General features: G+C 69.0%; 10 protein-coding genes. 8 read left to right on the top strand and 2 right to left on the bottom strand.

The window, feature by feature from the left end:
- Positions 1-143: 143 nt before the first annotated feature.
- The 5 genes from trmB (at position 144) to ABFX36_RS02885 (ending at position 6448) form a co-directional block, all read left to right on the top strand.
- Positions 144-932 carry a tRNA (guanosine(46)-N7)-methyltransferase TrmB gene (gene trmB / locus ABFX36_RS02905; RefSeq protein WP_062367287.1) on the top strand — a complete coding sequence of 263 codons (789 nt, stop codon included), beginning with the start codon at positions 144-146 and terminating at the stop codon, positions 930-932.
- The gene (locus ABFX36_RS02900) at positions 929-1582 is read left to right on the top strand and encodes an NYN domain-containing protein (RefSeq protein WP_006897432.1); all 654 of its coding nucleotides are present in this window, start codon (positions 929-931) and stop codon (positions 1580-1582) included. Before trmB ends, ABFX36_RS02900 begins: the two co-directional genes overlap by 4 nt.
- Positions 1583-1677: 95 nt before the next feature.
- A complete protein-coding gene (locus ABFX36_RS02895) occupies positions 1678-4788 on the top strand; it encodes an MMPL family transporter (protein WP_346074805.1) in 3111 nt (1036 codons plus the stop codon).
- Positions 4789-4821: 33 nt separating this feature from the next.
- Positions 4822-6000, top strand: coding sequence for a lysylphosphatidylglycerol synthase transmembrane domain-containing protein (locus tag ABFX36_RS02890; protein ID WP_006896817.1), 1179 nt, complete (start codon positions 4822-4824; stop codon positions 5998-6000).
- 34 nt (positions 6001-6034) lie between these two features.
- A complete protein-coding gene (locus ABFX36_RS02885; protein WP_006896818.1) occupies positions 6035-6448 on the top strand; it encodes a DUF3054 domain-containing protein in 414 nt (137 codons plus the stop codon).
- On the opposite strand, the gene ABFX36_RS02880 is transcribed toward ABFX36_RS02885, so the two are convergent.
- Complete coding sequence (locus ABFX36_RS02880) at positions 6435-8066, bottom strand: NTF2-like N-terminal transpeptidase domain-containing protein (RefSeq protein ID WP_039867609.1); 1632 nt, start codon at positions 8064-8066, stop codon at positions 6435-6437. The two genes, ABFX36_RS02885 and ABFX36_RS02880, sit on opposite strands and share 14 nt — an antisense overlap.
- Before the next feature lie 130 nt (positions 8067-8196).
- Between ABFX36_RS02880 and ABFX36_RS02875 the strand changes: the two genes are divergently transcribed.
- From ABFX36_RS02875 to ABFX36_RS02865, 3 genes are read left to right on the top strand one after another with little or no spacing between them, the layout of a single operon-like run.
- The gene (locus ABFX36_RS02875; protein ID WP_346074801.1) at positions 8197-8922 is read left to right on the top strand and encodes a pirin family protein; all 726 of its coding nucleotides are present in this window, start codon (positions 8197-8199) and stop codon (positions 8920-8922) included.
- Positions 8923-8941: 19 nt separating this feature from the next.
- Positions 8942-10924, top strand: a complete 1983-nt coding sequence (locus tag ABFX36_RS02870) for a M13 family metallopeptidase (RefSeq protein ID WP_346074799.1) — start codon at positions 8942-8944, stop codon at positions 10922-10924.
- Positions 10925-10983: 59 nt separating this feature from the next.
- A complete protein-coding gene (locus ABFX36_RS02865; protein ID WP_346074797.1) occupies positions 10984-13062 on the top strand; it encodes an MMPL family transporter in 2079 nt (692 codons plus the stop codon).
- Between the two features lie 32 nt (positions 13063-13094).
- Here the strand turns inward: ABFX36_RS02865 and ABFX36_RS02860 are convergent, their stop codons facing one another.
- Entirely contained in the window at positions 13095-13679 is a 585-nt protein-coding gene (locus tag ABFX36_RS02860; protein WP_346074795.1) for a DUF3592 domain-containing protein, read from the bottom strand.
- Positions 13680-13757: the final 78 nt, after the last annotated feature.

Raw genomic sequence — 13757 nt, 5'->3', positions numbered from 1 at the left:
CCACCTCCCCCAAGGTGTCTGCGTGCACTGAACCTACCCCGCAGGTCCGACATTGTGCGGCGGTCGCCGGAATCGGGCGATCCGAGGCGGCTGATCGGGGTGTCCGTTGTGAGCGAGCACCGTAAATAGGACACCATGGAACGGTGAACACCGACGCCGCCGATGGATCGGCGCCCGACACCGACCGCTCCCGCCTCTACCCGAGAGTCACCAGCTTCCGGTTCCGGCGCGGGACTCTGACCCCCGGACAGCAGCGCAATTGGGAGACTCTGTGGCCCCGGCTGGGTCGCGACCTGCGCACCGGACCCGACCGCGCGGACGAGCCACCGCTCGAGGCGGCGGAGTGGTTCGGACGGCAGGCTCCCCTCATCGTCGAGGTCGGCAGCGGCACGGGCATCTCCACCGCGGCGATGGCCGAGGCCGAGCCGGACGCCGACGTCGTGGCCGTGGAGGTGTATCAGCCCGGGCTCGCGCAGTTGGTCGGCCTCGTCGACCGAGCCGGACTGACCAACGTCCGCATGGTCCGCGGCGATGCGACCGTCGTCCTCTCCGAGCTCATCGGTCCCGACACCCTCACCGGCGTCCGCGTGTTCTTCCCCGACCCGTGGCCCAAGTCGCGCCATCACAAGCGGCGTTTCCTGCAGTCGGGCACCATCGAACTGATCGCCGATCGACTCAAGCCCGGCGGCGTCCTGCACATCGCGACCGATCACGCCGATTACGCGCTGTGGATCGCCGAACTGCTGGCGACGCAGCGTCCGGACCGGCCGCATGTGGTGCCGCTGACCTTCGACTCGCCGATTCTGCTCGACCGCCCGACCACCAAGTTCGAGGGCCGCGCCCAGGAGGAGGGCCGAGAGGTCAACGAGTTCGTCTACGTGAAGCCGCATCCCAAGCCCACGCGCACGGAGACCAGGGAGGACGACGCATGAGCCCCGAGTTCGCGGAGACGATCTCCGGCGCGAGCAGTGCTCGCCGACTGCTGCTGGTGTGGGACGCCCCGAATATGGACATGGGTCTCGGAGGAATCCTCGGCGGCCGCCCGACCGCCGCGCACCGGCCGCGGTTCGACGCCCTGGGCCGCTGGATTCTCAAGCGGAACGCCGCTCTGGCGGCGAGTCTGCACGCCGAGGTCGAGCCCGAAGCCACCGTCTTCACCAACATCGTGCCCGGCAGCGCCGACGTGGTGCGCCCGTGGGTGGAGGCGCTGCGGAACGTCGGTTACGCGGTGTTCGCCAAGCCGAAGCTGACCGAGGACAGCGACGTCGACGCCGACATGCTCGACCACATCCAGGTGCGACGTCATACACCCGGCCTCGCCGGTGTGATCGTCGCCTCAGCCGACGGCCAGGCCTTCCGGGAACCGCTGCTGGAGATCGCGGCCGAAGGTGTGCCGGTCACCGTCATCGGTTTCCGGGAGCATGCGAGCTGGGCGTTGACCTGCGAAGAGATCGAGTTCATCGATCTCGAGGAGATCCCCGGCGTGTTCCGCGAACCGCTGCCGCGGATCAGTCTCGACTCGCTGCCGGACGAGGGCGCCTGGCTCACCCCGTTCCGTCCCCTCACGGCGTTGCTCAAGTAGACAGGTCTTCAGAGACCTGAAGCCGTGCGCAGGTTTTCTCAGTTTAGGCTGCGAGAATCGCACTTTCGGTACCCGCAAGTAGGAAGGACACCGGCGTGTTCGGATCCATCGGCTCATTCGTCTACCGAATGCGCTATACCGTCATCGCCGTCCTCGTCGCATTGATGGGCGGTCTGGGGCTGTACGGCATCAACCTGCCGCAGTACCTGTCCCAGAGCGGATGGTTCGACCCGGGCTCGGAGTCGGCCCAGGGATCCGTCATCGCCGACACCGCCCTCGGGCGAGACCACAAGTCCGACGTGATCCTGCTGATCACGCCGCCTGCGGGGACCAAGGTCGACGATCCGGCGTTCAGCGCCAAGATCGAGAACATCGTCGACGACCTGGTCAAGGAGCATCCGGACATCGTCAGCCGGGAGTCCGGCGACGGGCACGCGGGCATCATCGATCCGTTCGAGAAGGCCGACGCGGGCGCCGGTCAGACCGCTGCCGAGATCAAGCAGTCCCGGATGTGGACGGCCGACCGAAAACACGGTTTCGTGTCCATCGGCGTCGCGGGTGACGACGACACCACGATCCTGAACAACTACAAGACCATCGAGCCCTTCTTCGACGGGCTCGCCGAGCGGTACGACCTACCGGGAACCAAGTTTCAGCTGGCCGGTCTGCAACCGATCGCGGCCGCGATGAGCAAGGGTATGGAAGACGACATCTCGCGCGCCGAGGTGATCGCGCTACCGGTGGTGGCGATCATGCTCCTGTTCGTCTTCGGCGGCGTGGTGGCGGCCGTGCTGCCGGTCTTCATCGGCGGTCTGACGATCGCCGGCTCCCTCGGCATCATGAAGGTGCTGGCGCAGCTCACCGAGTTGAACATCTTCGCCCAGTCGGTGGTCACGCTGATCGGTCTGGGCATCGCGATCGACTACGGCCTGTTCATCGTCAGCAGATTCAGAGAGGAACTGGCCGAGGGATACACGGTCAAAGCCGCGGTCCGAAGAACCGTGATGACCGCGGGCCAGACCGTGGTGTTCTCGGCGACCATCATCGTCGCCGCGCTGGCCTGTCTCCTGATGTTCCCGCAGGCCTTCCTGAAATCCGTGGCGTACGGGGCGATCGCGTCGGTCGGTCTGGCCGCCATCCTGTCGATCACCGTCCTCCCGGCGATCCTGGCGATCCTGGGCCGCCGGATCGACGCGCTGAGCCTGCCCTTCCTGCGTCGGACCAAGACGCGCGAAGAGATCGAGGCCGGATTCTGGGGCCGCCTGTCCGGATGGGTGATGCAGCACCCGGTCAAGACCGCGGCACCCACGGTCCTGCTGCTGCTGGCGCTGATCATCCCGTTCGGCAACATCCAATTCGGCGGCATGACCGAGGCCTATCTCCCGCCCGACAACGCGAACCGCGTCGCGCAGGAGGACTTCGACAAGTACTTCCCGACCGAGCGCACCGAAGACCTCAAGCTGATCGTCACCTACGACCAGAACACCGACGACGCGGCGGGCAAGATTCAGCGGATCGCCGACGAGGCCAACCAGATTCCCGGGTTCACCAAGCAGTTCTCGCCCACGGCCGACGGCGGAGCCCTCGAAGGCGTGTACGGCGACGACGAGACCGGGCTCGGCGTGACGCAGATGTCGGCCGGTCTGGTGGACCGCAACACCGCACCCGAGGCGATCAAGAAGCTCCGCGAGATCGACGACCAGGGCATGACCGTCTACGTCGCCGGCACCCCGACCCTGACCCAGGACTCCATCGACGCGCTGATCAAGCTGCTCCCGTGGATGGCCATCCTGCTGGTCCTGGTCACCGGCCTGCTGATGTTCCTGGCGTTCGGTTCGGTCATCCTGCCGATCAAGGCGGCGCTGATGACCGCGCTGGGTCTGGGCTCCACGCTCGGGATCCTGACGTGGATCTTCATCGACGGTCACGGCTCGTCGATCGCGAACTTCACTCCCGGGCCGCTCTTCGCGCCGGTGCTGGTTCTGATCATCGCGATCATCTACGGCCTGTCGACCGACTACGAGATCTTCCTGCTCTCCCGCATGGTCGAGGCCCGGCAGCAGGGCGCGTCGACCACCGAGGCGATCCGGGTGGGCACCGCGCACACCGGCCGCATCATCACCGCGGCCGCGGCCATCCTGGTGGTGGTCACCGGCGCGTTCGGCCTGTCGGACATCGTCATGATGAAGTACATCGCCTACGGCATGATCGCAGCGCTGATCCTCGACGCGACGGTGATCCGCATGCTGCTGGTGCCGTCGATCATGAAGTTGCTCGGCGACGACTGCTGGTGGTCGCCGCGCTGGATGCAACGACTGCAGCAGAAGATCGGCCTCGGCGAGACCATCCTCGAGGACGACCCGAGCCAGAAGCGCCCCGACTACTTCGACGCGGTGCCCGCGGGCACCTCGGGCGGCGTCGTGGCCGCGGCGGAGGCACCGACCACCGCGATGCGGGTACCGGCCGGAGTGGCCGAACGTCCAGTGGCCGGACGGGCCGAGCCGACGGGGCCCCGCCGCGCGCTCTCGCGGCACGAGACGCCGGGTGAGTCCGACAGCGGACCCCAGCCCACCGCCGACAGTACGCTCGACGAACTCGTCGACGACGAGGTGGTCGCGCCGTCCGCCGCGCGCACCGACCGCCGCGGCTCCGGCCCCGACACCGGCTCGTGGAAGCTCGGACTCGGCGGCGTCCGCCAGGTGAGCCCGGATCAGCGCCCACGACCGCAGGCAGCCCCGTCGGCACGACCGCAGACCGCACCGCCTGCACCTCAGCCGCGTCCGGTGCGGACGCCGATCGCACCGACGACGGGCGGTGCGACGCCCGCTGCACGGCCACAGGGACCCGCTCCCACCGCCCCGGCGACCGCGCGCCGCCCGATCGGTGCACCGCCGGTACCGCCGCGCCGGGTTCCGCCGCGCCCGGTGGTACCGGGTCAGAGCGGCCCGCAGCCCGTGGCTCCTCGCCCGGCGACCGACCAGCCGCAGGCCCCCGCGCCGCGCCGCGCCCGGGCCACTCCCCCGGCACCGACACCGCCTCCGCGCCCGACCGCACCGGCACCGGAGGCCCCGGCCCGTGAGCCCGCGGCACCCGAGCCGCAGGCCCCTTCGCGCGAGCTCCGCGCCGACCGCGGCGAGGAGGGAACCCAGATCAGCGTGCAGGATCTGCTGCGCCGGAGCCGTCGGGCACAGCAGGACGGGGAATAGGTCCCTCGCTACCGGGCAGTTACGCTGTAGCGCATGCCCAACGACGACGCCGACCACGTCGCCGCGGACCCGACGCCCGAGGGCGGGTCCTCGCGACCGTGGCGCCGTTGGCTCCGATGGGGTCTGATCGTCCTCGTCGTCGCCATTCTGGTCACCGAGGGCGTGATCGTCTGGCCCAAGCTCACACAGACCTGGGCGCGCATCGGCGAGCTCCGGTGGCAGTGGGTCTTCGTCTCCATCGTGGCTGCTCTGCTGTCGATGGACAGCTACGGCCAGGTGCAGCGCGTCCTGATGCGTTCGGCAGGCGTCCGGGTCCGGCAGCGCGAATCACTGGCGGTGATCCTGGCCTCGAACTCGGTGTCCCAGACCCTGCCCGGCGGACAGGTCCTCGCTCCGGCGTTCATCTACCGCGAGAGCCGGCGCTGGGGCGCGACACCGGTGGTCGCCTCCTGGCAGCTGGTGATGTCCGGGCTGCTGGCGGGCGCCGGACTGGCGCTGCTCGGTCTCGGCGGAGCCCTGCTCGCCGGCGCCAAGACCAGTCCGTTCTCGGTGATCTTCAGCGTCTCGCTGTTCGTCGTGTTCGTGGCGGTCGTGCAGTACATGGCCAGTCATCCCCAGGTGCTCGAGACCATCGCCGCCCGGCTGCTCGGCTGGTTCAACGAGTTGCGCGACAAGCCCGCCGACTACGGGACAGACCGACTCCACCAGATCATCACCCAGCTGCAGGCGGTGAAGCTCGACCGGCGCAACGCCGTCGAGGCGTTCAGCTGGAGCCTGTTCAACTGGGTCGCTGACGTTCTCTGTCTCGCCGCCGCCTGCTATGCGATCGGCGCGCATCCCTCGATCTCGGGTCTGATGGTCGCCTATGCCGCGGGCAAGGCGGTCGGCACCGCGGTTCCGCTGCTGCCCGCCGGCATCGGCGTCGTCGACGGCGTCTTGGTCGCGGCCCTCGCCTCCGCGGGCATGGGCGCCGCGGATGCGCTCACCGCCGTCCTGATCTACCGCATCATCAGCTACATCCTGATCGCACTGATCGGTTGGGTCGTCATCGCGGTGCGGTACCGGGGTGCGTTCAAGTCCCGGCGCAGTCTGGACGACGAGATCGCCGAAGACACGACGCAGAAGTATCCGGTCATCGACCCCGGACAGCTGGATCGACGGTCCGACGACGGTCGCGATCCCGGTGCCGGCGAGACGCCGAACACAGGGTAGGGAAGGCCGGCCGGTCCGGGGATACGGTGGGGACATGACCGCACCCGTATCCGTCGCGCCGGTTCAGCGACGTCTCGTCCTCCCCGCCGTCGCCGACTTCGCGGCGATCTGCGTGTTCGTCGCCGTCGGCCGCAGCAGCCACGATGAGGCCGGCTCGTTCACCGGATTCCTGACGACCCTGTGGCCGTTCCTCGTCGGAGCGATCGCCGGCTGGGCGATCGCCGCCGCGACCACCCGGGGCCGAGACCTCGCGCCCGCCGCACTCTGGCCCGCCGGCGTCGCGGTCTGGGTCTCGACCGTCGTCGTCGGGATGCTGCTGCGCGTGGTCTCCGGGCAGGGCACGGCCCTCTCGTTCTGCATCGTCGCCACCATCGCGACCGGTGTCCTGCTGCTGGGCTGGCGCGCCGTCGCCGGTCTGGTGACGCGGCGCCGCGTCACTTCAGCGTGAAGTACTTCTGCGCCACCTGAAGGGCCGCGGTACCGGACTTGTCGCCCTCGCAGTAGATGACGATGATCTTGCCGCCCTGAGAGCCGACGAACCAACCGGGTCCCTGTGGCCCGTTGGTGCCGACCAGCGCCTTGAGGCCGGGAGCACGGGTCAGATCGCTGGCGTCGCCGGTCTTCGCCGTGGTCGTCATGGACGCCTGGATCCGCCGGACCACGCCGTCGTCGAGTTTGCCCAACTGGCCCCCGGTGACCTTGGTCTTCGACCCCTTGATGACGAACGGCGGAGCCGCGGTCCGGTCACCGCCGGCTCGTTCCAGGGCGACTCCCAGGGCCGCCATGTTGATCATCGACGCCGTGTAATCCTTCGGGTGGTACGCGGCGGCGGACACCTTGGGCGCGGTGCCGCTCGGCAGGCTCATTCCCGGAACCGTGAACTGCAGGCCCAACCCGAGTGAGTGCAGCACCGACTCCGCGCTGTGCTGATCGGCGCCCTTGCCCTCCGCGGCGATCGCGTCGAACACCGGGTCGAGGGTGCTGCCGACGGGATAGGCGATGCCCGCCTCGATGTTCTTGGCGGCCGCGGCGTCGTTCTGCGCCATCCCGCGGATCGCTCCGGTGGCGGCGTCGAGGGTCATGATCGTCGCCGGCTGCGCCACCTCGACGGCGGCGTCGCCCAGGGTGAGCTGTTCGTTCGGGTCGATCGTCGTCACGATGTCCGGGCCCGCCCCGCCCTGATGCCCGGCGAGTTTCTGCGGCGGCGCCCCGGGCGCCACGAGCTGCACCTGCCAGCCGGCGGTGGCGTCGCGGATCGCGTTCCAGTAGTTCGTCAGACCGGCGCTCAGCGGGGTCGACAGCCGGCGGTCGGTCATCACGAGCATGCCCGACTTGTTGACGTTGACTCCCGCGATCCGAGCCGGATCGGAAGTGAGCATCTGCATGTCGGAGTCGCGCAGCGTCACCGCGACCACCTGCCGTCCCTGGGAAGCGGCGAGCTTGTCGTCGATCGATTTCACCGTCACCATCGGGGCCACCGGAGCCACCGCGTTCGCCAGCGCTCGCACCGACTTGTCGAGATCCTTGGTCGCGGCCGGGTCGATGGTGATCTCGTTGACCGGCTCCATCTGCATGAACGGCTTGCCCGACGCGCTGCGCACCACCGGCGCCGGAGTGGCGTCGGTGCGGACCTCCTGCAGTCGGCCGTCCGGGGTGAGGCCGGTGTACAGCAGCCCCGGATCCCACTGGACCTTCCAGCCGGAGGAGAGCCGGCGTGCCGACCCCGAGGTCTTGGTCTGGAAACTCCGGTCGCCCGCCCAGTTCCACGTGGTGGTCAGGGTGAACGAGGCGCTGCCGTCGCTGTACTCCACGAGCCGCCCGGTGTCGACGGACACCTCACGCGGATGCATTCCCGCGAACGTGACGCCGAGCAGCTCGGCCGCCTGACTCGGCGACGTCGTCAGGTCGGCCGCTCCCTGCGTGTCCTGCCTGCTGATCGCGTCCGCGAATGCCGAGACCGCACGCGAAGCATCCGAATCGTCGTCGGAAGAGCACGAGACCATGGCGAGAACCACGGCCAGCGCAGCGACGACAGCGAACACCGCTCTTCCAACCCGCGAAACCATAGTCCCAATTATCACTTCATTCCCACCCGTTTCTCTGGCCACAAGCTCGCATTCCGGGAACTATGTGGTCACAATCGCACAACGCGCCGCTCACGGCACCCGTTCCGGGCGACGGAGGACAATGGACTCCATGAGCACGTCCATCCTGCGATCCACGGACCGCGCGCGCACCACCACCGGCTGGCTCGACTCGGCCCACTCCTTCTCGTTCGGCGACCATTACGACCCGGCGAACACCCACCACGGCGTGCTCCTGGTGCAGAACGAGGACGTGATCTCTCCCGGTGAGGGCTTCGACACACATCCGCACGCGGACACCGAGATCGTCACCTGGGTGCTGTCGGGATCGCTGGTCCACCAGGACTCCGAGGGACACAGCGGCGTCATCTATCCCGGCCTCGCACAGCGGATGAGCGCAGGCACCGGCATCCTGCACTCCGAACGCAACGACGACGCCGAGTCGGCGGACGAGCCGGTGCACCTCATCCAGATGTGGGTGATGCCCGACGAGTACGGCATCACACCGGGCTACGAGCAACTCGACATCTCGGGCGAACTGCGACCGGGACGCCTCGTCACCGTCGCCTCCGGTTCCCCCCGCCACGACTCCGCGATCCGAATCGCCAATCGCGGGGCCACCCTCTCCGCGGCCAGACTCACTCCCGGACAGACCGTCGCGGTGCCGTCGTCCCGCTTCACGCACCTGTTCGTCACCCGCGGCACCGCGCAGGTGGAGGGCGAGACGCTGGAGGCCTCCGACGCCCTGCGCGCCACCGACTTCGGCGGAACCGTCGTCCGGGCGGCCACCGATTGCGAACTGCTCGTCTGGTCGATGGATGCGCGGCTCGGGGAATAAACCCCGGCGTGATGTCACTATGGAGGGCGTGACTATCGAGCAGACCTCCGGGCTCGACCTCGAGTGGGTCGAACCATCCGTACGCGCCGCAGACGACCTCTTCACCCACGTCAACGGGAAATGGCTTGCCAGCCACCGGATTCCGGACGATCGCAGCATCGACGGAGCGTTCCACGTGCTGCGCGACAACGCTGAGGAGGACGTCCGCGCGATCGTCGAGGAGTGCGCCGAGGGCTCCCCCGAGCCGGGCACGCCCGCCGCCAGGATCGGCGACCTCTACGCGTCGTTCATGGACGTCGATCGGGTCGAGGAACTCGGGGTCACACCGATCGCCGATCAGCTCCAGGAGATCGCCGGCGTCTCCGACACCTCCGAACTGGCCGCTCTGATGGGGCGTCTGCAGCGCGAGGGAGTGGGCGGCCTGTTCGGCTTCTACGTCGACACCGATGCGCGACGGTCCGACCGCTACCTGGTGCACATCACCCAGAGCGGTCTCGGACTGCCCGACGAGTCCTACTATCGCGAAGACAATCACGCCGCCGTGCGCGAGGCCTACCGCGCTCACATCGCCGCGATGCTCGGACTGGCCGGTGTCGCCGACGCACAACGGCAGGCGACGGCGATCTTCGACCTCGAGACCGCGATCGCATCGCATCACTGGGACGTGGTGCGGCGACGCGACGCCGAGGCCGCCTACAATCTGCGGACCCTCGCGGAATTCGGCGATCTCGCCGCCGGTTTCGATCTCGCCGGCTGGCTGACCGGTCTCGACGCGGGCGAGACGTTCGCGGAGGTGGTGATCGGTCAGCCGTCGTTCATCGAGTCGAGCGCCGGACTGCTCACCTCGCAGCCGCTCGATTCATGGAAGAGCTGGCTCGCCTGGCGGCTGCTGCGCACCGTCGCACCGTATCTCTCCAGCGCCTTCGTCGACGAGAACTTCGCGTTCTACGGCAAGACCCTCACCGGTGCCGAGGTGATCCGCGACCGATGGAAGCGCGGTGTCGGTTTCGTCGAGCAGGCGGCAGGCTTCGCGGTCGGCGAACTGTACGTGGAGCGACACTTCCCGCCCGAGGCGAAGGCCCGGATGGACGAGCTGATCGCCAATCTCGTCGAGGCGTATCGCCGCAACATCGGCGATCTGCCATGGATGACCGAGGCGACGCGCGCCCGGGCCCTGGCGAAACTCGACAAGTTCACCCCCAAGATCGGCTACCCGGCCAAGTGGATCGACTACTCGACTCTGGAGGTGGACCGCACCGACCTCGTCGGCAACTCCCGCCGCGCCGCGGCTTTCGAAACCGCACGCGAGCTCCGCAAGATCGGCCGCCCGGTCGATCGCGACGAGTGGTTCATGACGCCGCAGACGGTGAACGCCTACTACAACCCGGGGATGAACGAGATCGTCTTCCCGGCGGCGATCCTGCAGCCCCCGTTCTTCGATCCGAACGCCGACGACGCGGCCAACTACGGCGGCATCGGCGCGGTGATCGGCCACGAGATCGGCCACGGCTTCGACGACCAGGGCGCGAAGTACGACGGCGACGGCAACCTGGTGGACTGGTGGACCGACGACGACCGGGCCGAGTTCGGCAAGCGCACTTCGGCACTGGCAGCGCAGTACGGCGAGTTCACGCCTCACGGGCTGGACGAGAAGTACAAGGTGAACGGCGAGTTCACCCTCGGTGAGAACATCGGCGATCTGGGTGGGCTGTCGATCGCCCTGGTGGCATACGAGATCGCGCAGGAGAAGTCCGGCGCCACGCCGCCGGTGATCGACGGACTGACCGGACGGCAACGGGTCTTCTACAGCTGGGCCCAGATCTGGCGTACCAAGACCCGGGACGAGGAAGCCATCCGGCGTCTGGCCATCGACCCGCACTCGCCGCCGGAGTTCCGCTGCAACGGTGTGGTCCGGAACGTCGACGCCTTCTACGACGCGTTCGACGTCGTCCCCGGCGATGCGCTGTATCTGCCGCCCGCCGATCGCGTCCGCATCTGGTGAGGCAGCCGACCGGCGCTCTCGATGGTGCGAACACCGCATAGCCGGTAGACATGGAGGCCATGACCTCCTCGCGGCTCGCCCGCACGCTGGTGCCCGCCGTGCTCGTGCTGATCTGGCTCGGGGTGGCCGGGGCCACCGGACCGCTGGCCGGAAAGCTCAGCACGGTCACCACCGACGACGCGAGCGCGTTCCTGCCCTCGTCGGCCGAGTCGACCCGCGTGGCCGAGCAGCTGCCCGCGTTCACCGACACCGGCTACTTCCCGGCGATCGTCGTCGCGGAGAAGCAGGACGGCGGGCCGATGACTGCGGCCGACACCGCCTTCGTCTCCGACGCCGTGACTCCACTGGCCGGAACGCCGGGCTTCGCGCCGCAGTTCTCTCCCGCGATCGGGGCGGCGGACGGTGCGGCCGTCCAACTGTTCGTCCCGGTCTCCACTGACGGGAAACCGAAGGAGCAGATCGGGAAGCTGCGCGATGCGCTGGCGAATCCACCGCCCGGAGTGGCAGTGGCCGTGACCGGCCCCGCCGCCCAGGCCGCCGACCTCTCGAACGCCTTCGCGGGCATCGACGGCGTCCTGTTGCTGGTGGCCGGGGCGGTGGTGCTGGCGATCCTGATCGTCGTATACCGCTCGCCGATCCTGCCGCTGGTGGTGCTGCTCTCCGCAGTCTTCGCCCTCGCACTGGCGTCGGGCGTGGTCTACTGGCTCGCGTCCGCGGGCACCCTGGAACTCAACGGGCAGAGCCAGGGAATCCTGTTCATCCTGGTCTTCGGCGCCGCCACCGACTACGCCCTGCTTGTGGTGGCTCGCTACCGCGAGGCGCTGTCGGCGAAACCGGACGCACGCGCGGCCCTGCGCACCGCGTGGCGCGCCACCCTCCCCCCGATCTGCGCGTCGGCTGCCACCGTGATCCTGGGCGTCCTCTGTCTGCTGCTGTCCGACCTGAACTCGAATCGCAGCCTCGGCCCGATCGCGGCGATCGGCATCGCCGCTTCGTTGCTCGTCTCGATCACCTTCCTCCCGGCCGCCCTCGCGCTCATCGGACGCACCGCGTTCTGGCCGCGCCGGCCCGGGCCGGCCAACGGTTCGACGCACCGGATCTGGCAACGGGTCGCCGCATTCGTCGCCCGTTCGCCGCGCAAGATCTGGGCGGTCACCCTCCTGGTGCTCGTCATCGGCGCCGCATTCGCCCCCGCTTTCCGCGCCGGCGGCGTCTCCACCGACGACTTCTTCCTCGGTGAGACCGAATCGGTGACCGGCGCGCAGATGCACGGCAGGCACTTCGACGCCGGGTCGGGCACCCCCACCTGGGTGATCACCGACGATGCGGCCGCGGTCCGAACCGCGGAACGGGTTCGTGCGGTCGACGGCGTCGCAGCCGCCGAGATCCTCGCCGCCGCATCGGGTCCCGTCACCCACGACGGGAGGCAGGCGATTCAGGTGACGCTGAACGATGACCCGAACTCCCTCGCCGCACAGGACACCGTGGTGCGGATCCGGAACGCCGTCTCGTCCGTCCCCGGTGCCGACGCGGAGGTCGGCGGCGCCACGGCTGTCGACCTGGACACCCGGACCACCGCCGAACGCGACCGCAACGTCATCATCCCCATCGTGTTGGCTGTGGTCCTCGCCGTCCTCGTCGTCCTGCTGCGGAGCCTTCTCGCACCGCTGATCCTGCTCGCGACCACGGTTCTGTCGTTCGGGACCGCGCTGGGCGTCGCGGCACTGATGTTCAACGGCCCGTTCGGCTTTCCCGGCGCCGATCCCGTCGTCCCGCTGTTCGCGTTCGTGTTCCTCGTGGCGCTCGGCATCGACTACAACATCTTCCTGATGACCCGGGCCCGGGAGGAGGCGCAGGCACACGGCACCCGCGACGGGATGATCAGAGCCCTCACCGGCACCGGCGGCGTCATCAGCGCAGCCGGTCTGGTGCTCGCCGCCACGTTCAGCGCCCTCGCGGTGATCCCGCTGCTGTTCCTGGCCCAGGTGGCCTTCCTCGTCGCGTTCGGCGTCCTCGTCGACACGCTGATCGTGCGATCGCTGCTGGTTCCGGCGCTCACCCTCGACATCGGACCGCGGATCTGGTGGCCGGGCGCCATCGCCGCCGACACGTCCCAGGACGCGCGCACCGCGGACTGACGCGCTCCTCGCGCGAACCGCCCGGCGCGGGGTCAGTCGCGCGGCGTCGTCCCGAAGACCGCCACGGCCCGCTCGGGCTTCGCCTCGGCGTAGTACACCTCGGCCGTATCGCCGACCAACGGCCGAGCGCCGAGGGGGAACTCGTCTCTGCCGGTCAACTGATGGGTTCGGCCCTCCGCGTCCCGATACTCGATCCGGTAGTGGACGGTGGCGTGGGTGCTCTCGATCGCCTCGGCACGGTCGCCGTCGGACTCGACCACTGTTCCGCGGACCCGCGTCCCCTGCCGATAGAGCCAGATCCGCGGAACCACCCGAAACAGCCAGATCACGACGCAGATCACTCCGACCACGGCGGCGGGGACGGCGACCCACGGCACGCCGCCGGCCGCCGCGCCGATCGCCGCTCCGACGCCCAGCGCGCCGACGGTCAACGACATCCACGCCGTCGGGATCGCGAACCCGCCGGCGATCGCGGCGAGCAGTGCCACCGTCGCCAGCGTGAGACTCTCCGATCCCCGGATCCCCGCGGCGAAGATCGCGCACCACACCGAGCACCACAGGGCGGCGCTCACTGACACCACCAGGGTGCGCGTCATCGTCTCGGGACGAGGCCACATGCTCCCAGACTAACGATCCCGACCGATCGGACACCGAATCCGCTTCGATCCCGTGCGGAACGCACTAGCGTCGGCAGC

The sequence above is a fragment of the Gordonia cholesterolivorans genome (assembly GCF_039531975.1).
GTDB classification, from domain to species: domain Bacteria; phylum Actinomycetota; class Actinomycetes; order Mycobacteriales; family Mycobacteriaceae; genus Gordonia; species Gordonia sihwensis.
The sequence above is the reverse complement of the archived record's forward strand: the minus strand, read 5'-3'. Positions and strand labels throughout refer to the sequence as shown.